At 65.4% G+C, this 26,361-nt stretch carries 20 protein-coding genes, 1 tRNA gene and 1 riboswitch; of the genes, 13 read left to right on the top strand and 8 right to left on the bottom strand.

Annotation, left to right across the window (positions count from 1 at the left end; translation table 11 throughout):
* Positions 1-12: 12 nt before the first annotated feature.
* A complete protein-coding gene (gene gltB / locus KP010_RS03095; protein WP_216280411.1) occupies positions 13-4,674 on the bottom strand; it encodes a glutamate synthase large subunit in 4,662 nt (1,553 codons plus the stop codon).
* A 322-nt stretch (positions 4,675-4,996) separates the two neighbouring features.
* On the opposite strand from gltB, the gene KP010_RS03100 reads away from it, so the two are divergent.
* Positions 4,997-5,995 carry a hypothetical protein gene (locus tag KP010_RS03100; RefSeq protein ID WP_142863774.1) on the top strand — a complete coding sequence of 333 codons (999 nt, stop codon included), beginning with the start codon at positions 4,997-4,999 and terminating at the stop codon, positions 5,993-5,995.
* A gap of 61 nt (positions 5,996-6,056) precedes the next feature.
* On the opposite strand, the gene KP010_RS03105 is transcribed toward KP010_RS03100, so the two are convergent.
* Positions 6,057-6,521: an Hsp20 family protein gene (locus KP010_RS03105; protein WP_142863775.1), complete on the bottom strand. Its 465-nt coding sequence runs from the start codon at positions 6,519-6,521 to the stop codon at positions 6,057-6,059.
* 309 nt (positions 6,522-6,830) lie between these two features.
* Here KP010_RS03105 and KP010_RS03110 point away from each other — a divergent pair, with 309 nt between their 5' ends.
* Positions 6,831-7,796: an alpha/beta fold hydrolase gene (locus tag KP010_RS03110; protein ID WP_142863776.1), complete on the top strand. Its 966-nt coding sequence runs from the start codon at positions 6,831-6,833 to the stop codon at positions 7,794-7,796.
* Positions 7,797-7,840: 44 nt separating this feature from the next.
* Here KP010_RS03110 and KP010_RS03115 read toward each other — a convergent pair whose 3' ends face one another.
* The 3 genes from KP010_RS03115 to KP010_RS03125 all read right to left on the bottom strand — a co-directional run bounded on the left by KP010_RS03115 (position 7,841) and on the right by KP010_RS03125 (position 9,697).
* Positions 7,841-8,290 carry a hypothetical protein gene (locus KP010_RS03115; RefSeq protein ID WP_108917814.1) on the bottom strand — a complete coding sequence of 150 codons (450 nt, stop codon included), beginning with the start codon at positions 8,288-8,290 and terminating at the stop codon, positions 7,841-7,843.
* A gap of 133 nt (positions 8,291-8,423) precedes the next feature.
* Positions 8,424-8,870, bottom strand: a complete 447-nt coding sequence (locus KP010_RS03120; protein WP_142863777.1) for a hypothetical protein — start codon at positions 8,868-8,870, stop codon at positions 8,424-8,426.
* Positions 8,871-8,932: 62 nt separating this feature from the next.
* Positions 8,933-8,995: riboswitch (Fluoride riboswitch) on the bottom strand.
* A 75-nt stretch (positions 8,996-9,070) separates the two neighbouring features.
* The gene (locus KP010_RS03125) at positions 9,071-9,697 is read right to left on the bottom strand and encodes a hypothetical protein (protein ID WP_253203526.1); all 627 of its coding nucleotides are present in this window, start codon (positions 9,695-9,697) and stop codon (positions 9,071-9,073) included.
* Positions 9,698-10,007: 310 nt separating this feature from the next.
* On the opposite strand from KP010_RS03125, the gene pal reads away from it, so the two are divergent.
* The 7 genes from pal (at position 10,008) to KP010_RS03160 (ending at position 16,417) form a co-directional block, all read left to right on the top strand.
* The gene (gene pal / locus KP010_RS03130) at positions 10,008-10,529 is read left to right on the top strand and encodes a peptidoglycan-associated lipoprotein Pal (protein WP_142863779.1); all 522 of its coding nucleotides are present in this window, start codon (positions 10,008-10,010) and stop codon (positions 10,527-10,529) included.
* Positions 10,530-10,617: 88 nt separating this feature from the next.
* Positions 10,618-10,694: transfer RNA gene (locus KP010_RS03135), tRNA-Trp, on the top strand.
* A 122-nt stretch (positions 10,695-10,816) separates the two neighbouring features.
* Entirely contained in the window at positions 10,817-12,934 is a 2,118-nt protein-coding gene (locus tag KP010_RS03140; RefSeq protein ID WP_142863780.1) for a hypothetical protein, read from the top strand.
* Complete coding sequence (locus KP010_RS03145; protein WP_142863781.1) at positions 12,904-13,662, top strand: DUF3142 domain-containing protein; 759 nt, start codon at positions 12,904-12,906, stop codon at positions 13,660-13,662. Before KP010_RS03140 ends, KP010_RS03145 begins: the two co-directional genes overlap by 31 nt.
* 162 nt (positions 13,663-13,824) lie before the next feature.
* Positions 13,825-14,949 (top strand): glutamate 5-kinase, encoded by a 1,125-nt coding sequence (gene proB / locus KP010_RS03150; protein ID WP_142863782.1) that lies wholly within the window; start codon positions 13,825-13,827, stop codon positions 14,947-14,949.
* A gap of 114 nt (positions 14,950-15,063) precedes the next feature.
* Positions 15,064-15,846, top strand: a complete 783-nt coding sequence (locus KP010_RS03155; RefSeq protein ID WP_142863783.1) for a DUF2076 domain-containing protein — start codon at positions 15,064-15,066, stop codon at positions 15,844-15,846.
* A gap of 163 nt (positions 15,847-16,009) precedes the next feature.
* Positions 16,010-16,417: a hypothetical protein gene (locus KP010_RS03160; RefSeq protein ID WP_142863784.1), complete on the top strand. Its 408-nt coding sequence runs from the start codon at positions 16,010-16,012 to the stop codon at positions 16,415-16,417.
* A gap of 44 nt (positions 16,418-16,461) precedes the next feature.
* Here the strand turns inward: KP010_RS03160 and KP010_RS03165 are convergent, their stop codons facing one another.
* Positions 16,462-17,697 (bottom strand): hypothetical protein, encoded by a 1,236-nt coding sequence (locus KP010_RS03165; RefSeq protein WP_142863785.1) that lies wholly within the window; start codon positions 17,695-17,697, stop codon positions 16,462-16,464.
* On the opposite strand from KP010_RS03165, the gene KP010_RS03170 reads away from it, so the two are divergent.
* From KP010_RS03170 to tyrS, 3 genes are all read left to right on the top strand, one after another.
* Complete coding sequence (locus KP010_RS03170; protein ID WP_216280413.1) at positions 17,684-17,860, top strand: hypothetical protein; 177 nt, start codon at positions 17,684-17,686, stop codon at positions 17,858-17,860. The genes KP010_RS03165 and KP010_RS03170 overlap by 14 nt on opposite strands.
* A gap of 366 nt (positions 17,861-18,226) precedes the next feature.
* The gene (gene mmoX / locus KP010_RS03175; protein ID WP_108918167.1) at positions 18,227-19,810 is read left to right on the top strand and encodes an aromatic/alkene monooxygenase hydroxylase subunit alpha; all 1,584 of its coding nucleotides are present in this window, start codon (positions 18,227-18,229) and stop codon (positions 19,808-19,810) included.
* 312 nt (positions 19,811-20,122) lie between these two features.
* Positions 20,123-21,388, top strand: a complete 1,266-nt coding sequence (tyrS, locus tag KP010_RS03180) for a tyrosine--tRNA ligase (RefSeq protein WP_216280414.1) — start codon at positions 20,123-20,125, stop codon at positions 21,386-21,388.
* Between the two features lie 7 nt (positions 21,389-21,395).
* Here tyrS and KP010_RS03185 read toward each other — a convergent pair whose 3' ends face one another.
* Positions 21,396-24,947 carry an AsmA-like C-terminal region-containing protein gene (locus KP010_RS03185; RefSeq protein ID WP_371824186.1) on the bottom strand — a complete coding sequence of 1,184 codons (3,552 nt, stop codon included), beginning with the start codon at positions 24,945-24,947 and terminating at the stop codon, positions 21,396-21,398.
* A gap of 139 nt (positions 24,948-25,086) precedes the next feature.
* On the opposite strand from KP010_RS03185, the gene KP010_RS03190 reads away from it, so the two are divergent.
* Entirely contained in the window at positions 25,087-25,593 is a 507-nt protein-coding gene (locus KP010_RS03190) for a peroxiredoxin (RefSeq protein WP_142863789.1), read from the top strand.
* Between the two features lie 127 nt (positions 25,594-25,720).
* Here KP010_RS03190 and KP010_RS03195 read toward each other — a convergent pair whose 3' ends face one another.
* Entirely contained in the window at positions 25,721-26,248 is a 528-nt protein-coding gene (locus tag KP010_RS03195; RefSeq protein ID WP_142863790.1) for a hypothetical protein, read from the bottom strand.
* Positions 26,249-26,361: the final 113 nt, after the last annotated feature.

The following is a 26,361-nucleotide window of genomic DNA, read 5'->3' on the forward strand; positions in this document are numbered from 1 at the left end:
CCGGCGTCCGCCTCACTCGCCGGCCGCCTTCAGCTTCTCGCCGCTCTGGCTGCGCGCCAGAAGCTCGGTGAGCGCGCGGCGATATTCGACCGGCATCACCTTGCGGAACTTCGGCTTGTAGCTCTCCCAATCGTCGAGGATCGCGCGCGCGCGCGCCGAGCCCGTGTGGCGCAGATGATTGGAGATGAGATGCTTCAGACGCTCGGCGTCGAAGCGCGTCATATCGCTCATCACATCGACGCGGCCATGCTGCTCGAGGTCGCCGCTCTGATGATAGGCCTGCGTCATCGCGGTCTCCTCGTCGCGCACCGGCTCGAGATCGACCATTGCGAGATTGCAGCGCTCGGCGAAGCCGCCGTCCTCATCCAGCACATAGGCCACGCCGCCCGACATGCCGGCCGCGAAATTGCGCCCTGTCGGCCCCAGCACGACGACGACGCCGCCGGTCATATATTCGCAGCCATGATCGCCGACGCCCTCGACGACCGCATAGGCGCCCGAGTTGCGCACGGCGAAACGCTCGCCGGCGACGCCGCGCAGATAGGCCTCGCCGCCCACGGCGCCATAGAGCGCGGTATTGCCGACGATGATCGACTTCTCCGGCACGATCTGCTTGGCCTCGCGCGAGGGATAGACGATGACCTTGCCGCCAGAGAGCCCCTTGCCGACATAATCGTTCGCCTCGCCCTCGAGACGCAGCGTCACGCCGCGCGCGAGAAAGGCGCCGAAGCTCTGCCCCGCGGTGCCGGAAGCGCGAATGTCGATCGTGTCCTCCGGCAGGCCGGCGAGACCATAGACGCGCGCGACCTCGCCCGACAGCATGGCGCCGGTCGAGCGATCAACATTGCGGATCGCCGTCTCGATGGACGTCTTCGCGCCGCGGTCGATCGAGGCGCGCGCCGCCTCGATGAGCTTGTTGTCGAGAACCTTGTCGAGGCCGTGATCCTGCGTGAGGCTGTGACGGATCGCGGCGCCCTCGCCCGCCGGCTTATGGAACAGCTTGGAGAAGTCGAGGCCCTTCGCCTTCCAATGGACGAGCGCCTTCTCCTTGTCGAGCATCTGCATCTGCCCGATCAGTTCGTCGAAGCGGCGATAGCCCATTTGCGCCATCAGCTCGCGAACCTCTTCGGCGACGAAGAAGAAGAAGTTGATGACATGCTCGGGCTGGCCGACGAAGCGCTTGCGCAGCACAGGGTCCTGCGTCGCGACGCCGACGGGGCAAGTGTTGAGATGGCATTTGCGCATCATCACGCAGCCGGCCGCGATCAGCGGCGCGGTCGCGAAGCCGAACTCGTCGGCGCCGAGCAGCGCGCCCACGATGACGTCGCGGCCCGTGCGCAGGCCGCCGTCGACCTGCACAGCGATGCGCGCGCGCAGATTGTTCAGCACCAGAGTCTGATGCGTCTCGGCGAGGCCGATCTCCCACGGGCTGCCCGCGTGCTTGATGGAGGTGAGCGGCGAGGCGCCCGTGCCGCCGTCATAGCCGGAGATCGTCACATGATCGGCGCGGCCCTTGGAGACGCCGGCGGCGACCGTGCCGACGCCCACTTCCGAGACGAGCTTCACCGAGACGTCGGCGCGGGGATTCACATTCTTCAAATCGAAGATCAGCTGCGCCAAATCCTCGATCGAATAAATGTCGTGATGCGGCGGCGGCGAGATGAGGCCGACGCCCGGCGTCGAATGGCGCACCTTGGCGATCACCGCATCGACCTTGTCGCCGGGCAATTGGCCGCCTTCGCCGGGCTTTGCGCCCTGCGCCATCTTGATCTGGATCATGTCGGAGTTGACGAGATATTCCGCCGTCACGCCGAAACGTCCAGAGGCCACCTGCTTGATCGCCGAGCGCGCGCTGTCGCCATTGGGCAGCGGCTTGAAACGCTCAGGCTCCTCGCCGCCCTCGCCCGTGTTCGACTTGCCGCCGATCCGGTTCATCGCAATGGCGAGAGTCGTATGCGCCTCGCGCGAGATGGAGCCGAAGGACATGGCGCCGGTGGAGAAGCGCTTGACGATCTCGCTCGCCGGCTCGACCTCTTCGAGCGGCACGGGCGCGCGACCATCCTCCTCCGCCGTCTTGACGCGGAACAGGCCGCGCAGATTGAGCAGCTTGTCGTCCTGCTCGTTCAAATGCTGCGCGAAGGCGCGATATTTGTCCTGCGCATTTGCGCGCACAGCATGCTGCAGCAGCGACACCGTATGCGGCGTCCAGCTATGCGCCTCGCCGCGAATGCGGAAGGCGTAATCGCCGCCGACATCCAGCGCGTCGCGATAGATGGCGACGTCGCCGAAAGCGTCCTTGTGACGGCGCACCGTCTCGGCCGCGATCTCGTCGAGGCCGACCCCCTCGACGCGCGTCGTCGTGCCACGGAAGAATTCGTCGATGAAGCTCTGCGCGAGACCCACGGCGTCGAAAATCTGCCCGCCGCAATAGGACTGATAGGTCGAGATGCCCATCTTGGACATGACCTTCAGCAGACCCTTGTCGACCGCCTTGATGAAGCGCTTGATCGCCGTCGGCCCATCGACGTCGGAGGGGAATTCCGCCGTCGAAGCCTCGAGCGTCTCGAAGGCGAGATAAGGATTGATCGCCTCCGCGCCATAGCCGGCGAGCAGCGCGAAATGATGCACCTCGCGCGCCTCGCCCGTCTCGAGCACGAGACCGACCGAGGTGCGCAATCCGCGGCGAATGAGGTGATGATGCACGGCCGCCGTGGCGAGCAGCGCCGGAATCGGAATGCGATCCGGCCCCACCATGCGGTCGGAGAGGATGATGATGTTATAGCCGCCGTTCACCGCCTTCTCGGCGCGCTCGCCGAGCCGGTTCAGCGCCTCGCGCAGGCCGGCGGCGCCGGTCGCGGCGTCATAGGTGATGTCCAGCGTCTTGGTGTCGAAGCTGTCCTCGATATGGCCAATGCAGCGGATCTTCTCGAGATCCTCATTGGTGAGAATCGGCTGGCGCACCTCGAGCCGCTTGCGCTTCGCCGAGCCCTCGTGATCGAGGATATTCGGGCGCGGGCCGATGAAGGAGACGAGGCTCATCACCAATTCCTCGCGGATCGGATCGATCGGCGGATTGGTGACTTGCGCGAAGTTCTGCTTGAAATAGGTGTAGATCAGCTTCGGCTTGTCGGAAAGCGCCGAGATCGGCGTATCCGTGCCCATGGAGCCGACCGCCTCCTGGCCGGTGACGGCCATGGGGAAGAGCAGGAGATCGAGCTCCTCTTGCGAATAGCCGAAGGCCTGCTGACGATTGAGCAATGACACATCGGCGCGCGAGGCGCGCGGCTCGACGGGCTTCAGATCCTCGAGCACGATCTGCGTGCGCTCGAGCCATTGCTTATAGGGATGCGAGGAGGCGAGCTCCTTCTTGATCTCGTCGTCGGAGACGATGCGTCCCTGCTGGAGATCGACGAGCAGCATCTTGCCCGGCTGCAAGCGCCACTTCTGCACGATCTTGTCTTGCGGAATCGGCAGCACGCCCATCTCGGAGGCCATGACGACGAGCCCGTCCTCGGTCACGAGATAGCGCGCCGGACGCAGGCCGTTGCGGTCCAGCGTCGCGCCGATCTGGCGGCCGTCGGTGAAGGCCATGGCGGCGGGGCCATCCCAGGGCTCCATCAGCGCGGCGTGATATTCGTAGAAAGCCTTGCGGTCGCTATCCATCAGCGGATTGCCGGACCAGGCCTCCGGGATCAGCATCATCACCGCATGGGCGAGCGAATAGCCGCCCTGCACGAGAAACTCGAGCGCATTGTCGAAGCAGGCGGTGTCCGACTGCCCCTCATAGGAGATCGGCCACAGCTTCTCTATGTCGTTGCCGAACAGCGGCGAGGCGACCGAGGCCTGACGCGCGGCCATCCAGTTGAGATTGCCGCGCAGCGTGTTGATCTCGCCATTATGCGCGACGAAGCGATAGGGATGCGCGAGGCGCCAGGACGGGAAAGTGTTCGTCGCGAAGCGCTGATGCACCAGCGCCAGGGCGCTGACGAAGCGCGGGTCTTTCAGATCGAGGAAATATTCGCCGAGCTGCGAGACCAGCACCATGCCCTTGTAGACGATGGTCTGCGAGGACACGGAAACCGAATAATGCTCGCGCGCAGCCGGCCCCCGCGCATAGATTTCATTGGAGGCGGTCTTGCGCGCGAGATAGAGGCGGCGGTCGAAATCGATATCGTCGGTCACAGAGCGGCCGCGGCCGATGAAGACCTGCCCATGAACCGGCTCGACCGCCTTCACCGCCTCGCCGAGATCGCTCGAATCGACCGGCGTGTCGCGCCAGCCGAGCACGACGAGGTCCTGGCTCGCGGCGGCGGCCTCGATGAATTCCTTCGCCTTGGCGCGCTCGGCCTCGTCGCGCGAGAGGAAGAATTGGCCGATGGCGTAATGACCGGGCTCCGGCAGGGCGAAGCCGAGCTTCGCGCATTCTTCCTTGAAAAACTGGTGCGGAATCTGCACGAGAATGCCGCAGCCGTCGCCGAGCTTGGGGTCCGCGCCGACGGCGCCGCGATGATCGAGATTGAGCAGGATCTGCAGACCCATCTCGACGATCTCATGGCTCTTGGCGTTGTGCAGATTGGCGACAAAGCCGACGCCGCAGGAATCGTGCTCCTTGGACGGATCGTAGAGGCCCTGAGCCTGCGGCAGGAAGGGATCTCTGGCGTCGATCGCGGTCATAGCGGCGTCTCCCGGGCGAGTCCGGGGGCCGCCCGGCCCGATCGCCGCGCCCGCTCCCCCGTCCTTGGTCGTCGAAATCATAGCGTCGCTCGCAGGGTGGCGCGAGCGTCTGGCGCAGAATGGTCAGCATGGCTGACATATCGGCGGGAAATATTGTTGCCAGATTTGCGTCCCTCGCACAAGCAATCTGCCGCTACAAAACCGAATTCCCGGCGCATTCCGTCGCCGGCGCGCGCCTCTTGCGTCCAAAGCTCGCCGCAATGGTCGCCCAAGCTCGGCAATCGAGACGGGGCCAGACGATGAGATGGATGTGGAGCGGTTCATGACGCTATCGAGACTGCGGCCGAAGCTCTTGCTCGCGATGGCGAGCCTCGCGCCGATGGCGGCGCCGACGCCGGCCGCGGCGGATTTCTTCTTTCGTCCGTTCGGCTACGCCTTTCACCAGCCGATCCCGGAGCCCGCGCCCAACGCCACGCCTCGCGCGATCGCCGGCATTTTGGGCAAGGAGGGATTTCGTCTGGTCGGCGGGCTCGGCCGGCGCGGCGATCAGGTGGTGGCGACCGGCGTCGATCGCCGCGGCCATTATCGGCGCTTTCTGATCGACCCCTATGAGGGCGAGATTTTGCGCTCCTGGCGCATTGGGCCGGACGAGGTCGGACCGGGCTTCGTCGAAGCGCCGCCCGCCGCCTATCGTGGCGGGCCTGGGCCGGAGCCCTATGACGGGCCGCGCGCCGCCGCGGAAGATCCTCTGGTCGTGCCCGGCCTCGGCGGCGAGCCGCGTCGCCCCGCGCCGCAATCGGCCGCGCTCGCGCGGCGCGCGGAGACGCCGGCGCGCGCCCATGCCGCCGTCAGGCAGGACAACGCCGAGACACGGCGCCCGCCCCATTCGTCACCGTCCGAGGCGACCAAACCGCCGGCGCGCGCCGCAGCTCCGCAGGATAGACCGACGACTGCCAAGCCCGCCGTCGCGAAGCCGGCCGAGCGCAAGGCGCCGGCGCAACAGCACTCCGGTCCGACCCAGCCGCAAGGCGCGGCCCCGGCGCCCGCGTCCGCTCCTTCTCCTTCATCTCCTGCGCCTTCTCCTTCTCCCGTCGCCGCCCCTGCCCAGCCGATCCAAGCTGCTCCCGAGCCGCCGCGCGCGGCGGCTCCGGAACCGGCCGCCGTCGGCCATCAGCAGGCGGCGCCGGCGCAACAGACCATCGTTCCAGCGACGCCCGCCACGCCGCCGCCCACTGCCGCGGCTCCCGCCAATCCGGTCTCGGCGGAGCAATCCAAGGAGCCGTCCGTGGGCGAGCCGGCCAAGCCGACGCCCGGCGGCTGAACGAAAAAAGAGGCGTCCCTCGCGGGACGCCTCGATTTTTTTTGACGCTTCCGAAAGCCGATCAGGCGGCTTTGGCGTCGATCGTCTGCGCCGGGGCGCCGGCGCCGATCTCGATGCGGCGCGGCTTTTGCGCCTCGGGAATCTGGCGGACCAGATCGACATGCAGCAGGCCGTTGACGAGGGTCGCCCCGGTCACGACGACATGATCGGCGAGCTGGAAGCGGCGCTCGAAGGCGCGGGCCGCAATGCCTTGATGCAGGATTTCGCGCTTGACGCCGGTCTCGGGCTGCGGCTCTTTCGCGCCCTTGATGGTCAGCGTGTTCTCGCGAGTCTCGATGGAGATGTCCTCTCGCGCGAAGCCGGCCACCGCCAGGGTCACGCGATAGTCGTTCTCGCCCGTGCGCTCGATGTTGTAGGGAGGATAGGTCGGAGCAGCCTCCGCGCCCGGTCCCTGATCGAGCAGGGAAAACAGCCGGTCGAAGCCGACGGTCGAGCGATAGAGCGGCGAAAGATCGAAGTGACGCATGTCATTGTCCTCCTAGAAGCGACAGTGGAAGCGCGATGGGGAGCCCGTCCCCGCTCGCGCCGGGGATGAAGCGCGTCCGCTACGGCCCGCGCTGAATTCTATGTGGGAGCGGCTTTTGCGACCCGCAAGAGGCGCCGGGACGGGAGCCGCGATTTTGTCGAGCGCGTCCGCTTCGATGGCGTCGACGCCGCGGCCGAGGCTCCGCCCCTCGACTGCAATGTCCCGAGCGTCGCCCTTTTGCGTCCGGGCGAGCCATGCGATAGACGGAAATTCGCCGCGACTTTTCCGGCCGCAGCAGGATCGCCCGACATGCCGCTCACCGAAACGCAGCTCATCGGAACGCCCGACAATCCCGCGCCGCCCAACGCCTCGGTCTTCGCCATTCGCACGGCGGACGGACGCAGCTTGCGGGCGGCGAGCTTCGCGCCGCCGCGCGGGGCGATCGGCACAGTGGCGCTGTTCCAGGGCCGCGCGGAATTCATCGAAAAATATTTCGAGACGATCAACGACCTGCTCGCGCGCGATTTTCATGTGGTGACGCTGGACTGGCGCGGACAGGGCGGCTCGGAACGCGATCTTTCCGATCCGCGCAAGGGCCATGTCGACGATTTCGCGCTCTATCAGCGCGATCTCGACGCCTTCATCACGGATGTTCTGGCATTGAACTGCCCGTCTCCCTGGCACGCGCTGGCGCATTCCATGGGCGGCGCCATATTGCTCGATCGCGTCCATTCGGCGCGCTCGCCCTTCGATCGCCTCATCGTCTCGGCGCCGATGATCGATCTCGAGGGACTGCGCTTTCCCATCGGCGCGCGCGCCGTGGCGGATACGCTCGACATGTTCGGGCTCGGCGCGGTCTATGTGCCCGGCGGCGGCCCGAAATCGCTCGAGGAATTGCCCTTCGAGGGCAATCGGCTGACATCCGATCCTGCGCGATTTTCCCGCAACGCCGATGTGGTGCGCGCCGCGCCGCATCTCGCCATCGGCGATCCGACGGTCGGCTGGATCAACGCCGCCTTCCGGCTGATGAAGCAGTTCGCCGCGCCGCAATACGCCCGCGCCGTGCGCACGCCGGTCATGGCGTTTCTCTGCGGACGCGATCGAATCGTGTCCTCGCGCGCGATCGAGCGCTTCGTTCAGCGGCTTCCGGTCGCGAGCCTCATCGAGCTTCCCGGCGCGCGTCACGAATTGCTGATGGAGCGCGACGAATTGCGCGAGCAGTTCTGGGCGGCTTTCGACGCTTTCGTTCCCGGCGAGGCGGTGGATCGCGTCTGAATGGTTTGGTTCGATCGGTCGGAGAAAATCGAGAGCGCGATCGCTCACTCGAAGGCGGTCTGAAAGCGCACGATCGCCCGCGCCACCGGCCGAGTCGGCAGATAGCAAAAGGAATTGGTGGCGATCTTCGCCTCCTTGCAATGCGCGTGGTCGGCGTTCCATTCATAGCCGAGCCGCTCCATGCAGCCGACGATGTGATCGTGCAGCACGCGGCTGTTCTTGTGCCGCTCCTCGGGCAGCTTGCTCTCGCCGTCGAGCTCGCAATCGGTGACGTCGATCTTGAGCCCGGCGAAATAGCGCCCGCTGCTGCTGCTGGTGACGAAGACGAGCTCGGTCGCGACAATGAAGGCGAGGCCGATGGCGAAGGCGACGCGCGCTTTGAACTTGCTGTCGAAATAATCGATCCCGATGAAGGAGAGGCCGCCGATTGCGAGCAGCCCCCCGCCCAGCATGAGCGTCAGCGGCGCAACGAAGGCGGAAATGTCCTCATTCATCGGCAAGTCTCCCGTCTCTTCCCGACGGGGCGCCGCCTTCCCCTCTGTCTCGAGGTCAAATGGAGCATATCCTCCGACCGGCAAGCGCCCCGCAAAGGCGAACGGCGAGCTTAGCCTCGCCCGCGCGTCGCTTCTATTCGAATCTCAGCTGGAACGCCGTGATCGTGCGGTCGAAACCGGCGACCGGCAGATAGCAATAGGGATTGGTGGCGACCGGCGCATCCTTGCAATTGCGATGCGTCGGCGACCATTCATAGCCGGCCTCCTGCATACAGGCGAGAATGTGCTTGTGGATGATCTGGACGTCGACGCCGAGGCGCGCCTCCGGATGCGCCGATTCGCCCTCGAGTTCGCAGGCGGAAGTCTGCACCTGCTGCGCCTTGAAAAAGGACACGCTGCTGCCCGCGAGCACGACCTCGAGCGCAGCGAGAATAATCGCGCCTGCGACGAGCGCCGCGACCGCCTGGAGGCGCGACTTCAGAAATTGGATGTCGATGAAATAGAGGCCGCCGGCGGCGATCAGCGCGCATCCGATGACGAGGGCGAAAGGGGTGACGAAAACCGAGAGATCCTGATTCATCTGTTTCCTCCTGCATATAGGCGCGCGAGCGCCCGGGTTCGCCGATCTCGTCGATCGTCGGACATAGAGCAGGAGTCATCAGCCTTTTCGGCGGTTATAGGGGGCACCCCATCCCCTGGCGCGCCGGCTATCGCCCACGCGACCATGTGTCATAATTCGATACCTAAAGCCGGCGAGATCGTCAACGCTGGCCGAGGCGCTCACTTCGCGTCAGCGAAGCCCAATGGCTTTTCGGCGGTTCGCGCCGGCTCCGAGCGCGTCGCGGCGGCGATGGTCACTCCCGCGTCATTGCCGGCGGCGGCGGCGATCGCCTCGGGCGTGTCGCTGAGAAAAGCGGCGAGCTCGTCGGCGCCGCGCGCCGCGACCTCGGCGAGCGCCTTTTCGTCGAGCAGCGTCCAGGGATCGCCCACGCCCTTCACGGCGACCTCGTCGGTGAGACGATGCGCGCGCCGTCCGTTGCGGTCGAAGACGTCGAACACATAAGCGAAGCGCGTCGCCCCTTCGGCGCCGGCATAGGCGGTGAGATAGCCGCGCAGACGATAGGCGGCGTCCGGCTCGACGGCGGAGGCGATGTCGCGACTCTCGGCGGCACGGGCGAAAGCCGGACGGAAACGCGCGAGCGCTTCCTCCGGCGCGCCTTCGAGACTGGCGAGCGTGATCGGCGCGCCGCGCGGGCTGACGCCGGGACGCGGCGTCGCGCGCCGCCGCTGAGCGAGCTGCTCCGGGCGCGGCTGGCCGATCTCGACCGCCGTATCGACGCAGCCGGCGAGCGCCAGGGCGCCGAGCGCCGCGCAAACGCCGAAGGCGGAGCGTTTCGAATCGCGCATCGTCTTCAATTTCCCCCGCCACATGATGAACGAACTGCTAACAATGATCCGCAATGCGGTCCAGCCCCCGCATTCCCCATAAGCAATTCCCTGTGCGCGGGATTTCGTGCGCGCGACTTCTTTCGCGCCGCGTTTTCGCCTCACTCGCGCCACGGATCGCATCGACGATCGAGCTCACGTTAACCTTGCCGACATTTCGCGCGCCGCATCGGGACGCGACAAGCTTTCGTCAAGGTTGACGGAACCTTCGCTTAACCCCTGCGCGGATAGGACTGGCGACGACAGCCGTCGTCAGAGGAGATTCGAGGTCATGGCCGAGGACTTGGCATTGCTTTCCGCCGCGCGCGCCCTGCGCTTCGCCGTCGCCGTTCTGGCGGCTGTCTCGCTCTCCGCCTGCGCCAAAAACGCCGAGGATGAGAATGCCGCGCTCGCCGGCGCCAATGGCCGCGGCGGCTATGCGGCGCCCGGAAGCCCGCAGGATTTCGTCGTCAATGTCGGCGACCGAGTCTATTTCGAGACCGATTCGAGCGAGCTGACGCCGACGGCGCAGGCGACGCTCGACAAGCAGGCCGACTGGCTGCAACGCTATGGCCGCTATTCCTTCACCGTGGAAGGCCATGCCGACGAGCGTGGCACGCGCGAATATAATTTCGCGCTCGGCGCTCGCCGCGCCGAGGTGGTGAAGAGCTATCTCGCCTCGCGCGGGCTCGCCGCGGCGCGCATCCGCACGACCAGCTTCGGCAAGGAGCGGCCGGTCGCGGTCTGCGACGACATTTCCTGCTGGTCGCAGAACCGCCGCGCCGTCACCGTGCTGTCGGGCGGCAATTCTTGACCCGCAAAATGCGCCGAGGCCCCTCCCCGGCGCTTGCATCAGCGGCCGTGATGCGGCATTGAGAGCCCCGACGGCGCGCCGTCACCGCAGGAGTGTAGCTCAATCGGCTAGAGCACCGGTCTCCAAAACCGGGGGTTGGGGGTTCGAGTCCCTCCACTCCTGCCAGTCTTGCGGGCTTCCACTCCAGCCGAACTCCGAGACGGCGGCGGGCGGCGCCTCTCGACGCAGGTGAGAATCGCGAGCCTTCGGCCGAGTTCCGCGCGCGTTTCGTAATCGGGATCGTTTCGATGCGCCCTCTCCTCTCGGCGGCCTTCTGCCTCGTCTTTCTGATCGTCGCCGGCGCGGCTCGCGCATGTGGCGGAGGCGACCCCTCTCCCGAGCGCTGGGCGCTCGATCAAAAGGGCTACGCCGGTCTCGGCGCCATGCCCTTTCTCAATCCCGCCAATGACAGTAGGCTCAATCTTCTCTTTTTGATGATCGACGGCGATCCGAAGCTGCGGCCCGAGGACGAGGCCGTCTCGAAAGGCGTCGAAAAGATCGACTTCTATTCCTCCGTGCTGTTTCCGCGGCCCGATTTTACCGACGCCTGCCGAACCGCCGCCGCCGCGCGACGCGGGAAAGACGGGGCGCAGAGCGCCTTCGCCGACGGCGAGGGATCGCGCTGCGTCTCGATGGAGTCCGGGCGTATCGCTTTTGCGGCAGCGGTCGAGGCCGAGCCTGCCCTTTCCGCCGAGGAGCGCCGGGCGCTGACCGCGGCGCGCGCCGAGATCGCCCCATCCTGCCGCGGCGAAAAGCCCGACGCCGCCGCTCTTCCGGCCGCGCTCGCGCAAATCGCGCCTTCCGCCGCGACGGCGCAGGAATTCGCCTCCTATCTCGCCGGCGCCGACGCTTTCTACGAAGGCGATTTCGATTCTGCGCTGGCGCGTTTCGGCAAGCTCGATTCGGCGCGCAACGCCTGGCTGCGCGAAGCGGCGCGTTACATGACCGCCCGCGCCTTGCTCAACAAGGCGCAGATCGGCGCCTTCGCCGATTTCGACGGGACCGCCGCGCCCAATGTGACCGATCGCGCCACGCTGACGGCGGCGCAGACGGCGTTTCAGACCTATCTTAAATCCTATCCGGCGGGGCGCTACGCCGCTTCGGCGCAGGGCCTGTTGCGGCGCGTCTATTGGCTGGCGGCGGACGAGGAGCGTCTTGCGGCCGAATACGGCCGACAGATCGCGCAAGAGAGCGGCGCGAGGACCGGTCTCGACGGCGTCGATCTGGTGCAGGAGATCGACGCCAAATATTTGACCGCCGCCAAAGATCATGAGAGCCGCGATCCGATCCTGCTGGCGACGCAAGATCTGATGAAGCTGCGCGCCGACGGCGCCGAAAAGAGTCTCTCCGCCGCTGCGCTCGACGCCGAGGCGTCCGTCTTCGCCGGCCGCGAGGAATTGTTCGGCTTTCTGAAAGCCGCGCGCGCCTATTACGCCGATCGCGATTTCTCGGCGACGCTGCAGGCGCTCGGAGCGCCCAATGCGACGCCGCGCTCCTATGTCGCCTTCAGCCGCGAGGTTTTGCGCGGTCAGGCGCTGATGGCCTCCGGGCAATTTCCGGCGGCGATCGAGCATTGGACGAAATTGCGCGGGACCCTCGCCAATCCCTTGTGGAGAGAAGCGGTCGAGCTCGGCCTCGCCATGAGCTATGAGCGCGCCGGCATGGCCAACAAGGTCTTTTTGCCGGAGACGCGGCTCGCCTCGCCGCGCATTCGCGCGATCCTGCTGCGCCATACGGCGGGGCCGATTCTGCTGCGCATGGCCGTCGCCGATCCGCAGGCGAGCGCGGAAGAGAGAAAGCTCGCCCGATTCCTGCTCCTCTACAAGGAGGCGACGCGCGGCCAATATGCGAATTTCCTGCGCGACTTCTCGCCCGAGGGCCTCGCCGAGGACGACGCCGCGGCGCCGGACGTCTCCGATCTTCCCAAATCGGCGATCTTCCTCTCGTCGCCCGCGAACGAGTCGTACAAATGCCCGGCGCCCAAAGCGGTGGTCGCCGAACTCGCCGCCGATCCGCGCTCATCGCATGGGCTGCTCTGCCTCGGCGATTTCGTCCGCCGTTCCGGCTTCGCCCACTTCGACGCCTGGCGTCCCGCCGCGGATGAATTGGGCGGCGCCAAAGCCATCTTCCCCGGCGAGCCCTTTTCGCGCGGCGACGTCTATCAGCGGCTGATCGCCGATCCGGCGACGAAAGACGCCGACAGAGCCTATGCGCTCTATCGCGCCATCAATTGCTATGCGCCGGCGGGCAGCAACGACTGCGGCGGCAAGGACGTCGACAAGGCGCAGCGAAAGGCGTGGTTCCAGACGCTGAAATCACGTTATGGCGCGACGCAATGGGCGCGCGGCCTGCAATATTACTGGTGACGAAAGCGGTCTTTCTCCTCGCGCTCGGCGCCCTGCTCGCGGCCTCCGCCGCCGCGGCCGGCCCTCGCGTGCAGGCGGCGGATTACGACGCCTTCTGGCTCTGGGCCGGCGTCAGAGGGCGCGCCGAACTCGCTGCGGCGAAGACCATCTATCTGCATTCGGGCGAGATCGGGCCGGATCACAACGGCTTTGTCCGCATGAAGGCGCAAGGCGTCACCGAGCCCGGCCCGCACAAGGCGACGCTATGGCTCGTCTATCGCGTGCGCAGCCTCGATTGGCCGCCGCAGATCGTCGCCCAGATTCGCCGTCGGCTCGAGGCCTGGCGTGCGCAGCCGGGCCCTGTCGCCGGCGTGCAGATCGATTTCGACGCGGTGACGCGCGGCTTGCAGAATTATGCCGCCTTTTTGCGGGCCTTGCGCCGGGAACTGCCGGAGAGTTGCGCGCTCGGCGTTACCGGCCTCATGGATTGGGCGTCGCAGGCCTCGCCCGAGGATTTGAACGCGCTGGCGGGAAGCGTCGACGAGCTGGTCTTTCAGACCTATCGCGGCGCGCAGACGGTCGAGAATATCGACGCCTATCTCGCGCGGCTCGGTCGGCTCCGCATTCCCTATCGCCTCGGCCTCGCCGAAGGGGCGGAATGGTCGCCGCCGCGCGCTCTGGCGCAACGCCCGAATTTTCTCGGCTATGTCGTCTTCCTGCGCAATCGCGGCGCGTCGATCGCACAGTGAAGCCGGGCCGAAAGCATGACGGCGCCCGGCGTCGAATGCGCGGCTGAAAATATCTCCTTCGTTTCACGCGGGTTTCCATTCGCCGGCGGCCATGGGGTAGGCTTTCTGCGCGGAAGGGCTATAAGTCGCCGCATTCCTCCTCCGCCAACCGACTGGTCTTCCGTGCAACGCCCCAAGCTCGATTCCTTCCGCCGCATCGTCGTCAAGGTCGGCTCCTCTCTGCTCGTCGATCCGAGCGAGGCGAAGGTGAAGCGCGAGTGGCTGGCGCGGCTCGCCGGCGATCTCGCCTCCCTGCATCGTCGCGGCGCCGATGTTCTCGTCGTGTCCTCGGGCGCGGTGGCGCTGGGACGCAGCGTGCTCGGCCTGCCCTCCGGCCCGCTGCCGCTGGAAGACAGCCAGGCCGCCGCCGCCGTCGGGCAGATCGCCCTCGCCCGCATATGGGCGGAGACTTTGGGCGAGATCGGCGTCACTGCGGGGCAGATTCTCGTGACATTCGGCGATACGGAGGAGCGCCGCCGCTATCTCTACGCGCGCGAATGTCTGACCCGTCTGCTGGCGTTGCGCGCCGTGCCGGTCATCAACGAGAACGACACCGTCGCCACTTCCGAAATTCGTTATGGCGACAATGACCGCCTCGCTGCTCGCGTCGCGACGATGGCGAGCGCCGATCTCTTGGTGCTGCTCTCGGATGTGGACGGGCTCTACACGGCCCCGCCGGCGAGCAATCCCGATGCGAAACTGCTCGAGATCGTGCCGCGCGTCACGGCGGAGGTGGAGGCGATGGCCGGCGGCGCCGCCTCGCAATTTTCGCGGGGCGGAATGCGCACCAAGATCGAGGCGGCCAAGATCGCGACCACGGGCGGCGCGCATATGGTCATCGCCGACGGCCGGGTCGAGGCGCCGCTCTCGCGAATCGCCGCGGGCGGGCCTTGCAGCTGGTTCTTGACCCCCTCCACGCCGGTGACGGCGCGAAAAAAATGGATCGCCGGCTCGCTCGAGCCCAAGGGCGTCGTGCATGTGGACGAAGGCGCGGAACGCGCGCTCTTCTCCGGCAAGAGCCTGCTGCCGGCCGGCGTCACCGCTCTGGAAGGCGGCTTCGCGCGTGGCGATTGCGTCGTGATCCGCAATCCTTCGGGCGGCGAAATCGGCCGCGGTCTCGTCACTTACGACGCGCTCGATGCGGCCCGCATCATCGGCCGCTCGTCCCGCGACATAGAAGGGCTGCTCGGCTTCAAGGGCCCGGACGAGATCATCCACCGCGACGACATGGCGCTCGCCGGCGACTGAGCCGGCAAAATCTCGGGCTCGACCGCAGCCGCAGCCCTTGTGAGAGCGAAAAAGCGCTCCCATATTTCTGGCGCCACGCCCGCGAAGAGGGCTGGTTCCAACTGGGAGAGACACATGTCACCCGAAGAACGCCAACTGCTCGCCGGTTTGTTCGAGCGTACGCGCAGCGCCTCCGGCGCTCAGCGCGATCAGGAGGCGGAGAGTTTCATCGCCGAGCAGCTGAAGTCGCAGCCCGGCGCGCCCTATCTGCTGGCGCAGACGGTGCTGGTGCAGGATCAGGCGCTGCAGGCGGCCAATCAACGTCTGCAGGAGCTGGACAGCCGCGTGAAGGAGCTCGAGAGCCGTCCGCAGCAGTCCGGCGGATTTTTGGGCGGCTTGTTCGGCGGCGCTCAGCGCCAGGCCCCGCCCCCGCCGCGTCCCGCCCCGCCTCCGGGCTACGGCCAGCAGCCCGGCTACCCGCAGCAGCAGGGCGGCCCCTGGGGCGCGGCTCCGGCCGGCGCGCCGGGCTATGCTGCCCCGCCTCCCGGCGGCTACGCCCCGCAGGCCTATCCGCCTCAGCAGGCGGCGGCGGCCCCCGGCGGCGGCTTTCTGAAGGGCGCGTTGGGCACGGCGGCCGGCGTCGCCGGCGGCGTGCTGCTCGCCGACTCGATCCGCGGCCTGTTCCATGGCGGCGGCATGGGCGGCGCGGGGAGCAATCTCGGCATCGGCTCGGGCTTCGAGCACGCGAGCAGCGGCGGCGACACGATCATCAACAATTACTACGGCGACCAGGGCGGCTATCCCGACGCCGGCTATGGCGGCCCGGAGCCCAGCGGCCCCGATGTGCAGAGCGCCGATTACGACACCGATGTCGGCGGCTATGACGACGGCGGCGGGGACGGCGGCTTCGACGTGTGAGCCGCCTTCTCCGAGGCGAGAATTCTCGAGCGGCGCGCTCTCCAGCGCGCCGCGATTTTTTGCGTCGTTGTGCCTCTGTTAACCAAGCTGCGCCAGCCTGCCCCCTGTTGAAATCGTCAGCGTCTCCCGGTTCGTCGAATTATCGATTCTCGAGGAGAGAGCTATGTCGCTATTCTTCACTACGCTTGTTTTTTTGGTCGTTTTCGCCTTCGTCGGGCAAAGAGAAGCGCTCGGCGCGCCACAATCTCCGAAATCCGCGTCGGCTTCGGCCTCCGATCCTCTCGTTTGGCTGCCGCCGGCGGAGATCGCCGCAAGAGTTTCCGCGCCGAAAGATGTGACCGGATCGATCGACAAGGAGCGCCGCTCTGCGCCGATCGACGCGGCGGCGTTCGAGGAGCTGCGGGCGGAGGTGTCGGCCCTTCGCCGCGCGGTCGCTTCTCTTCCTGCGGCTACGCCGACGCTCGGCGGCGTCGTCAAAGCGATCCAAGGGCTGGAAAGGCGTCTCGCCATCATCGAAACCCGCCGCGCCTCGACGCGCGGCTCTTCCTTAAGAGCTTCAAATCCGCTTTGATGGCGCCAGAGGATTGCCGCGCCGCGTCACGGCAATCCTCGTCTTTATACAATTTGCCTTCGAACGATCGTTTCGTCACGCGATGCATCGAACGCCGCAAAAAAATCGGCGATCTTTCGATAGAGTTCCCGTTGCGCCTCCCTCCGGCCCTTCTCGAAAGGCTTCATGCGCGCGCCATGCATCGCGTCATTGTGGTCGAAGGCCCGCCCGAAAATTTCGTCGAGCCGATGCCAGCGCCATTTGCCGGGCTCGATGCGATCCTCGAAACCGAATATTCCTTCGCCGCCGACCGGATGCGCGCGGCCGATGAACGGATAGCGCTGCGAAATCGTATTGACCACGCCGTCGTTCTCTCGCCAGAGCGCCATCGTCAAATCGCCGCTTCCCCAATCCGGCGTCGGAGGCGCCGAAAACTCGGGCCGTGTCGCGATATAGGCGGCCGAGTCCCGCATCGTCAGATCCATGGTGCGGTCGGGGCGATGCCGCGCGCTCAGAAACGGCAAATTCAAAAACCGTTCCTCGCGCGTCGCGGAGGAAACCAATGCGAGATAGAGACAATTCTCGAATGTCTCCATCGTCTGATTGAGGCGCGCGGCGCCGTGCAAGGTGACGTCGAAGCCGAGATTGTCGCCGCTCTCGACGAAGCGGGTCGCATCCAGCCGCCTCAGGAACGCCGCGCCGCTGTCGTCCTCATGCGCCCAATGATCGAGATGCAGATCATAGAGGCGCGACGCGCCGACGCGTGCGAGCGCCGAAACGACAGCGAGCGCGCCGGCGACCAGCGCGCTCGGCAGCAGTTTCGGCTTGCCCTGCTCTTCGTCGCAATAACGATAGGCGAGCGTCGAGCCATTGAGCGGGCCGGAGATGGCGACGATCGCCTCCACCCAATCGGCGCTCGACCCGACGCCCCAGAAATCCCGAGCCAGAAGATTTTGCAGCATCCGGCAGGTCTGAGCGCCGGCGCTGTGGCCGATCAGTATCACCGGATTGTCGGCCGACCAGCCATCGACGAAGCCGCGGCCGGCGTAATCGCGCGAGAAACGCGCATGGCCGGCGCCGGCGCTATGGCTCTCGCCATAATCGATGCGCGCGCCGACGATCTGCGCGAATAGCTCGCAGGCGCAATCATGGACCGAATTGAGCGGCCCGCATTTGGCGAGATGGGTACGAAAGCGCGGCGCAAATTGCGCCGGAGCGTCGCCCCAATAGGGAAGCCCGCCGAGATCATTCGGCCCCCAACCCATCAAGCCATGGACGAAAACGACATTGCTCGACTTCATCGACACCCGCCTCGTCGATCGCGGTGACCCGCAAGCTAGCAGGAAGAGCGTCACGCGTCATGGCGACGACGAGACGCTGATCGCGAGCGAGCCACGAATCGCCAATTCGGCGTCAATTCAGCAATTCGTCACATGTCGCGTGGCGGCGCGCCGAACCGCATAAATATGATATTGAATATTCTAATATGAGACTTGATTTAAATCTCTTATTATAATATCAGCTATCGCATAGTTTCATGTATGCATGAATTTTTACGTTCTGTATCTATGCTATCGTATTATATGTTTCCGAAAATGTCTTTTATTTAAGCACAAATATTCTGCTGACACCGCATGTTAGCTTCGTTTTTCTGTCACCATGGAATTACGGCACACACCTTGCTGTGAAAGAACCGACGTCGAAACTGTTTTTGGTCTTTGGACCGCAAGGGCGTCGGCGTGTCGCGCTTTGCTTTGGGAAGCGCGCCCGCCACGCGTGCGGCAACCGCGAACGAAGCGACGTCACAAGATAAAGTCCAGCGGAGGAATCATGCCTATCAGTCTCGCAACCAATGCGGCGACCGACGCGTTGAAGGTCAATCGCGCGCCGGTCGGAATCGAGCCGCAGGAAGTCCATAAATGGCTGCAGAGCTTCAATTGGGACTTCAAGCAAAATCGCACGAAATACGCGACCAAATACCGTATGGCGAACCAGACCAAGGAGCAGTTCAAGGTCATCGCCAAGGAATACGCCCGCATGGAGGCGGCCAAGGACGAGCGGCAGTTCGGCACGCTGCTCGACGGCCTCACGCGCCTCGGCGCAGGCAATAAGATTCATCCTCGCTGGGGCGAGACGATGAAGGTGATCTCGAACTTCCTCGAGGTCGGCGAATATAATGCGATCTCGGGTTCGGCGATGCTGTGGGATTCGGCCACCGCCGCCGAGCAGAAGAACGGCTATCTCGCGCAGGTGCTCGACGAGATTCGTCACACGCATCAATGCGCTTTCATCAACCACTATTATTCCAAGCATTATCATGATCCGGCCGGCCATAATGACGCGCGCCGCACGCGCGCCATCGGCCCGCTGTGGAAGGGCATGAAGCGCGTCTTCTCCGACGGATTCATCTCCGGCGACGCGGTCGAATGCTCGATCAATCTGCAGCTCGTCGGCGAAGCCTGCTTCACCAATCCGCTGATTGTCGCGGTGACGGAATGGGCTGCCGCCAATGGCGACGAGATCACGCCGACGGTTTTCCTCTCGATCGAGACGGACGAACTGCGCCATATGGCGAACGGCTATCAGACGATCGTCTCGATCGCCAATGATCCGGCGGCGGCCAAATATCTCAACACCGATCTCAACAACGCCTTCTGGACGCAGCAGAAATATTTCACGCCGGCGCTCGGCTATCTGTTCGAATATGGCTCCAAGTTCAAGGTCGAGCCGTGGGTGAAGACCTGGAACCGCTGGGTCTATGAGGATTGGGGTGGAATCTGGATCGGACGTCTCGGCAAATATGGCGTCGAGAGCCCGGCTTCGCTGCGCGACGCCAAGCGCGACGCCTATTGGGCGCATCACGATCTGGCGCTGGCCGCTTTCGCGCTGTGGCCGCTCGGCTTCTCGCGCGTCTCGCTGCCGGACGAGCAGGACCAGGAATGGTTCGAGGCGAATTATCCCGGCTGGGCCGATCACTACGGCAAAATCTACAATGAGTGGAAGCGGCTCGGCTACGAGGATCCCAAGAGCGGCTTCGTCCCCTACGCTTGGCTGCTCCAGAACGGACACGAGGTCTATGTCGACCGCGTGTCGCAAGTGCCGTTCATCCCGACGCTCGCCAAGGGTTCCGGCTCGCTGCGCGTGCACGAATACAATGGCAAAAAGCACTCGCTGACGGATGATTGGGGCGAGCGCCAGTGGTTGTCGGAGCCCGAGCGCTACGAGGCCCAGAATCTGTTCGAGCAATATCTCGATCGCGAGCTTTCGGACGTCATCGCCGAAGGCCATGGCGTGCGCTCGGACGGCAAGACGCTGATCGCACAGCCGCATGTGCGTGGCGACAATTTGTGGACGCTCGAGGATATCGAGCGCGCCGGCTGCGTCTTCCACGATCCGCTGGCGGCGTTCGGCTGATCCTCTTCCGTCGCAACAAAGACTTCGCCGGACGCTCGCGCCCGGCGAAGCGAGCCCCTCCAGGAGGACCCGCGAGAACTTCAGAACCTGAATTGCCTTTTCGGCCGGCTCGGCTGGCTGCGCATCCCGCGCGCCCTGCTCGGCCTGTCGAACGCTACTCTCGACCTCACAGACTCGCCCTCTGGAGATTTTCTCCAGAGGGCCTTTTTTCGTGGGCTGGAGCGCGAAATCGTCGGGGGCGCCGCGCGCCGACGTCGCGAACGCGTCCCCACCCTTGCGCCCGGCCCCCTTTCCCCGTAACACCCTGCCCCCATGTCCGACGCATTCCGCCCCAAATCCGAATTCCTCGCGACGCTCATCGCGCGCGGCTTCGTGCATCAATGCTCCGATTTCGAGGGGCTGGATGAAAAGGCCCGCTCCGGCGAGCTGGTTTCCTATGTCGGCTTCGACTGCACGGCGGCCTCGCTGCATATCGGCAATCTCTTGTCGATCATGCTGCTTTCCTGGCTCCAGCGCACGGGCGGCAAGCCGTTGCCGCTCGTCGGCGGCGGCACCACGCGCGTCGGCGACCCTTCCGGCAAGGACGAGAGCCGCAAGCTGTTGTCGATCGAGACGATCGACTCCAACAAGGCGGCGATCCAGAAGACCTTCGCGAAATTCCTCAGCTTCGGAGACGGCAAGACCGACGCCATCCTGCTCGACAACGCCGAATGGCTGACCAAGCTCAATTACATCGATTTTCTGCGCGACGTCGGCCGGCATTTCTCGGTCAATCGCATGTTGTCGATGGATTCGGTGAAGCTGCGGCTCGAGCGCGAGCAGGAGCTGTCCTTCATCGAATTCAACTATATGTGCCTGCAGTCCTATGATTTCGTCGAGATCGCCAAGCGCTATGGCGCGAGCCTGCAAATGGGCGGCTCCGATCAATGGGGCAACATCGTCATGGGCGTCGATCTTGGCCGCCGGCTCGGGACGCATCAGCTCTATGCGCTGACCGCGCCGCTGCTCACCACCTCCTCCGGCGCCAAAATGGGCAAGACGGCGGCGGGCGCCGTCTGGCTCGACGCCGCTATGCTCGCGCCCTACGATTATTGGCAGTATTGGCGCAATACGGAGGATGCGGACGTCGTCCGCTTCCTGAAGCTGTTCACCTTCCTGCCTCTGGACGAGATCGAGAAGCTCGCCGCGCTCGGCGGAGCCGAGATCAACGAGGCGAAGAAGATTCTCGCCACCGAGGCGACCGCGCTTCTGCATGGGCGCGAGGCGGCCGAGCTCGCCGCCGAGACGGCGCGCCGCACGTTCGAGGAAGGCGCGCTGGCGCTTTCTCTGCCCAAGGTCGCTGTGACGGCGAGCGAAGTGGCGGCGGGGATCGGCGTGCTCACCGCCTTTGTGAAAGCCGGGCTCGTCGCCTCCACGGGCGAGGCGCGGCGGCAGATCAAGGCCGGCGGCCTGCGCCTCAATGACGCTGCGGTGACGGACGAGAAGGCTGTGCTATCGGAGAAGGATTTCGCCGAGGGCGTCGCCAAATTGTCGCTCGGCAAGAAGAAGCATGTGCTGCTGGAGCGCGGCGAGGAATAGGATTCGTTCAGCGCGGCGCCGGCGCGCTCTCGGGCAGCCGGCCCGTGCCGGTTCCGTCGATGACGCCGAAGACCTTGCGCAGCAGGCCCGGCGCGATCACCGACAGCGGATTGACGGTCAGCACCGGCGCGCTGAAGGCGCCGCTGACGCGAAAGCTCACCGCGAAGACGCCCTCGTGCTGGCCGCCGGCGAGCATCAGGCCGATGACCGGAATATTCGACACGAGATTATTGAGCCCATAGGCCGGCACGAAAGAGCCCGACACGTCGATGCGGTCACGCGCCATGTCGATATAGCCGTCCACCGTGAGGCCGATGTCGGTTCCCGACATCACCGCATCGCGCAGATTGAGCCGCCCGTTCGCCCAGGTGAAGGCCGCTTGCACGCGCGCGAATTTCACCGAATCCGGGTCGAAATGCGCGGCGCCCTTATCGTCGACGCGCGCTGCGCCCTGCATGACGAGCTGGCGAATGGCCGGCTCGTTCTGCAGATAGAAATCCTGAATGCGCATCGTGCCGTCGGAACGGCCCGGATTGAGCAATAGGGTCGCCGACAGCGCGCCGCTCTCCATGCGATGATAGAGATCGAGGAAGGAGAGAAAGGCGCCGCCGTCGCTGGTCGAGAGATCGATCTGCGGCGCGCCGCTCGGATGGCGCGTCAGCATTGCGGCGAAAGGCTCGCGGCCGAAATTGCCGGTCAGCGACAATTGCCGCGGCTTGCCGCCGCGCCGCTCGAAGCGAAGATCGACATTCGAGAGGATCTGCTTGCCGTGTCCGGTGACGATCGGCGATTTGAGATCGAGATCGAAGTCGTCGCTCGTGGGCGGCTTGCCCGCGGCCGCGGCGGCGGCCGGCTCGGTCGAAGGCTGGGTGAGGTAACGCAGCAGCGGCCGCGCATCGATATTGGCGCCGCGCACGACGAGCTTCAGCCCCTCGCCGCTGCGCGTCGCCTCGAGACGCATATCGTCGCCGGGCGAGAGCTTCGCCTGGGCGAGCTTGGCCGAGCGCAGCGCTCCGTCGCGAGCGAGCTCGACGACGCCGGAAAATTGCTGCGGCCCCGCCTCCGCCTGCAATTGCTCGAGCGCCGAGCCGTCCGGCCGTTTCACCAGAGTGAAGCTGGCGCGCCCTGGCTTGCCGGGCGCTTTGGTCACACCGGGCAGAGGATGATCGAGCGCGGCTTTGGAGAAATCGATCTCGAATTGCGATTCGGAATCTTCGATCGGCAGCTTGGTCTGCACCTGCACGCCGACGACGCCGGAAACGCCGTTGAACCCATAGCCGGCGCGTTGGCGCGCGGCGTCGTCGAGCGACAGCGACAATTGCGCCTGCGCCTGTCCCTTTTCGCCGGCGGCGCGGCGCAGATCGAGCGTCACCGGCGCGCCGAACACGCGGCCCGCGCCGGTGACGCGCAGCCCCTCGCGATCCGAGATCAGCCGCAGAGCGGCTCCCTCCAGCCGCTCCTTGCCGATGAAGCGCTCCATGGAGAGATTGGTCGTCTCCGCGTCGACCGTGATGCGCGTATGCTCTTCTTTCGCCGACAGCCCGAGCTCGAAATCGATGCGCAATTTGCCTTCGATCTGGCCTTTGAGCTGATTGGCGTCCATCGGCAGGCTGGCGGCCGGGGCGACGCTCTTCAGGGAAAGTATGTCGGCGACCGCTTCGACGCCGCCGACGAGCTTCAATTCGATCCAGGCGGGCGCCGGATCGGGGCCGAGCGAGGGAGCGCGGAAGACGCCTTCCGCGATGGCGAGCTTGCGGCCCGGCGCGCTCTCCATCACGCCGGAGGAGGCGACGAAAGACACGGTGCGGCCGGTGAGCGCGATATGGCCGTTCATCCCGTTGATCGGCCACAGGCCCGGAACGGCGTCGACGAGCGTCGCATTGTCGAGATCGAAATCGCCGCGCAGCGCCGCATCCGGCGGCGGCCGTTCGTAGCGCCCGGCGATCATCGCCTGCTGGTCGAGATCGGCGGTGAGCGTTCCGCTGCGCATCACGCCGGCCGCGATATGCTCGTCCATCCACATGCGCGTCGGCGCGGCGACCTGCGTCGGCCAGATGCGCAGCACCGAGCGGATCGGCGTCTGCGTCGCGCGGATCGCATATTTGAGATGCGTTCCATCCGGCTGCGCGCCATCGACCTCCGCAGAGGCCGTGGCGTGCACTTCGGGGCCATCGAGGAAGACGCGCTCGACCTTGTATCTCTTGGCGACGAGATCGAGCGTCGCGGTGAGGCCGGCGCTCTCGATCGCCAGCGGCGCCTCGCCATGACGCTCCGGCAGAAAGACGCCCGGCCGCACGAGATCGAAAGAAAGCGCGACGATCCCCGCCCCTTCCGCCGGCGGCGTCAGCGCGCCTTTGAAGGTCAGCCGCGCGACGCCGGTGCGGATCTCGACCGGCTCTATGGCGAGCAGCCGGCGCTCCATGTCCCAGCGGCCGGAGATGGACAGTTCCTGGAGCATGAAAGGCTCGGCGTCCGGCTCCTCGAGCCGGAAAAAGCCCTCGCCGACGGAGAATTTCCCGCTCGCTTCGACGACGCGGCCGTCGCCGGCGAGCGCGAAATGCAGATCGAGCGACAGGGGCGCGTCAGTGTCGAAGGGCAGCGTGCGGGCGCCGGCGGCGAGCGCGACCTCCTCCATGGAGAGGCCGCGCAGCCGCGCGTCGAGCGAGCGCCGCTCGCCCATCGCGCCCTTGGCTTCCACTTCGGCGCCGACATGGCCGGAAGGGCCGGTCGCGCCGAGACGCAATCGCCGCGCGCCGACGATCCTGTCGAAGCTCAGCGCCAGATCGTCATAGACGATGGTCTTGTCCAGCGTGCGATCGTCGATGACGAGACGGGCGTTGGAGACGCCGATTTTGTCGATAGCGGCGACGGGGCTCTCTGGATCGACGATGAAATTCATCACCGCGCGCAGAGCGCCGGCGGCCTGCCGCAGCGAGGGGACGGGCGCGGCCGCGGCGGACGCCGCCTGCGGCTCGGCGGTCGGCTCCGATTGCGGAGGCGGCGCGTCCAGCGGAATGGCGACGGGATCGGCGCCGGGCGCCGAGATCGCCACCACGCCGTTGGGAAGCACCTCCAGCCGCAGCTCGAGGTCCAGCACGTCGAGCCGGCGCGGCGTCAGGCGGCCGATGAGCAGCGATCGCGGGTCGACCGACAATTGCGCGCGCGGCGCGGCGAGAACCGTGCGTTCGCCGTCCTTCACGGCGAGGCCGTTGACCGTGAAAGTGAGGCCGTGATCGGTGCTGGCGATCGCCACCGAGCTCAGCCCGAATTGATAGCGATGCGAATAGAGATCGTCGAGCGCCTCGACGATCTTGGGCGCGAGCCAGTCGGAGGCGATGGGGCCGCGAGCGAGCGCGGCGAAAAAAGCGCCGACGGCGACCACGACGACGAGCAGCGTCGACACCGCCATGACGGAAAGACAACGCAGCGCGCAAAAGCCGCGCAGCCGGATCGCGGTGCAGCCGCGCGGGAAAAACCCCAATAAAATGCGCGAGGCCAGCGTTTCGACCGCCGGGCTCTCGTCTATCCTCTGCGTCAAACGCCAGCCCTTCGGTTGCACCGCGCGGGTCCGCGCGCGCCGGCGCCGAATCTGCACGTCGTCGAGAAGATCACAACTCGAATGGCGCGCAACTGGGGATTTCTACCAGAATCTCTTGCGGAGCGCGCCATCCTCTGCATCCTGCCGATTGTAACGGCGGATGAGACGAAAGGAAGGCGCAGTGACCGAAGCGAAGAAATCCACAGGCTTGCGCGAAGGCGACGCCGCCCCCTCTTTCGAGCTGCCCGGCGCCGGCGGCGAGACGCTCTCTCTTTCCGGCTTTTCCGGCAAGAAGCTGGCGCTCTATTTCTACCCCAAGGACGACACCTCCGGCTGCACCAAGGAAGCGATCGAATTCAACGCTTTGAAAGCGGATTTCGCCAAAGTGAAGATTGCGCTGGTCGGCGTCTCGCCGGATTCGCCGGCCAAGCACGACAAATTCCGCGCCAAATATGAGCTGACATTCCCGCTCGCCTCCGACGAGAGCAAGGAAATGCTCTCCGCCTATGGGGTGTGGGTGGAGAAGAGCATGTACGGCCGCAAATATATGGGCGTGGAGCGCTCGACTTTTCTGATCGGCCCGGACGGGAAGATCGAGAAAATCTGGCGCAAGGTGAAAGTGCCGGGCCATGCGGCCGAGGTGCTGGCGGCGGCGAAGGGGAAATAGGCCCTACGCCCACCACTTGGCGCCTAAGGTCTAGCCGGTTCAAGACTTCCACGACGAGCCGGGCTCGAACGTTCAGCGTTGTCCGCTCTCCGCCATGACGCGGACTACGCTAGCGAATTGGCGTGACTTATTCGCCATTCGCAATCAGATTTCTGACTGCATTGACCGTATTTTCATGCTTTCGAGAATCACGATTGAGAATAACTTCGCCGCGATAGCGCAGCGCACCACCTTTAGCATCATCGGAATATTCGTAGCTCAACTCGGCTTTCTCTAATTGAGTCCGCAGCGATTGCTCCAATGGCTGAGAGAGGCCTTGCACGCGCAAATTAGTCGTAGCCTTTGCTATTGCGCTCGACACGGCTTCCAAGACGAACTCTTGCTTCGAGCACTCCATCAAGTCTGTGACTGCATCGAGTTGCGCGAGGGTGAGGGCGTCGACGCGGACGCACAAATTGCGAACTAGCTCCTTGGAATGGCTTCCCATGCAAACGGCGCCGGCATTCGCTCCCAGACCATTCCCGAAGGTCCATGTCCGCTTGGCGGCAATCGACTTCATCGTCAGGAAATCGTCGAAAGCCTCGGCGCGAACCGAAGGAGATATCCCGGCTTCTCGGTATCCCTCGTCAAACATGTCAAGCAGCTTATTTTCCATGCGTTTCTCCTAATATCACATGTTAATGTCCCTATATAGCATGGTCATATAGGCGCACATAGACGAAACATAAGCGAATCCACGCCCGCCCTCGCCTCCGCTTGACGCCGCTA

The sequence above is a fragment of the Methylosinus sp. KRF6 genome (genome assembly GCF_018887255.1).
Classification (GTDB): domain Bacteria; phylum Pseudomonadota; class Alphaproteobacteria; order Rhizobiales; family Beijerinckiaceae; genus Methylosinus; species Methylosinus sporium.

Excerpts from the sequence above, each read along its gene's own strand:
- gltB (WP_216280411.1), bottom strand. The coding sequence starts at position 4,674 with ATGACCGCGATCGACGCCAGAGATCCCTTCCTGCCGCAGGCTCAGGGC.
- KP010_RS03100 (WP_142863774.1), top strand. The coding sequence starts at position 4,997 with ATGACGCTATCGAGACTGCGGCCGAAGCTCTTGCTCGCGATGGCGAGC.
- KP010_RS03105 (WP_142863775.1), bottom strand. The coding sequence starts at position 6,521 with ATGCGTCACTTCGATCTTTCGCCGCTCTATCGCTCGACCGTCGGCTTC.
- KP010_RS03110 (WP_142863776.1), top strand. The coding sequence starts at position 6,831 with ATGCCGCTCACCGAAACGCAGCTCATCGGAACGCCCGACAATCCCGCG.
- KP010_RS03115 (WP_108917814.1), bottom strand. The coding sequence starts at position 8,290 with ATGAATGAGGACATTTCCGCCTTCGTTGCGCCGCTGACGCTCATGCTG.
- KP010_RS03120 (WP_142863777.1), bottom strand. The coding sequence starts at position 8,870 with ATGAATCAGGATCTCTCGGTTTTCGTCACCCCTTTCGCCCTCGTCATC.
- KP010_RS03125 (WP_253203526.1), bottom strand. The coding sequence starts at position 9,697 with ATGCGCGATTCGAAACGCTCCGCCTTCGGCGTTTGCGCGGCGCTCGGC.
- pal (WP_142863779.1), top strand. The coding sequence starts at position 10,008 with ATGGCCGAGGACTTGGCATTGCTTTCCGCCGCGCGCGCCCTGCGCTTC.
- KP010_RS03140 (WP_142863780.1), top strand. The coding sequence starts at position 10,817 with ATGCGCCCTCTCCTCTCGGCGGCCTTCTGCCTCGTCTTTCTGATCGTC.
- KP010_RS03145 (WP_142863781.1), top strand. The coding sequence starts at position 12,904 with ATGGGCGCGCGGCCTGCAATATTACTGGTGACGAAAGCGGTCTTTCTC.
- KP010_RS03155 (WP_142863783.1), top strand. The coding sequence starts at position 15,064 with ATGTCACCCGAAGAACGCCAACTGCTCGCCGGTTTGTTCGAGCGTACG.
- KP010_RS03160 (WP_142863784.1), top strand. The coding sequence starts at position 16,010 with ATGTCGCTATTCTTCACTACGCTTGTTTTTTTGGTCGTTTTCGCCTTC.
- KP010_RS03165 (WP_142863785.1), bottom strand. The coding sequence starts at position 17,697 with ATGAAGTCGAGCAATGTCGTTTTCGTCCATGGCTTGATGGGTTGGGGG.
- mmoX (WP_108918167.1), top strand. The coding sequence starts at position 18,227 with ATGCCTATCAGTCTCGCAACCAATGCGGCGACCGACGCGTTGAAGGTC.
- tyrS (WP_216280414.1), top strand. The coding sequence starts at position 20,123 with ATGTCCGACGCATTCCGCCCCAAATCCGAATTCCTCGCGACGCTCATC.
- KP010_RS03190 (WP_142863789.1), top strand. The coding sequence starts at position 25,087 with ATGAGACGAAAGGAAGGCGCAGTGACCGAAGCGAAGAAATCCACAGGC.
- KP010_RS03195 (WP_142863790.1), bottom strand. The coding sequence starts at position 26,248 with ATGGAAAATAAGCTGCTTGACATGTTTGACGAGGGATACCGAGAAGCC.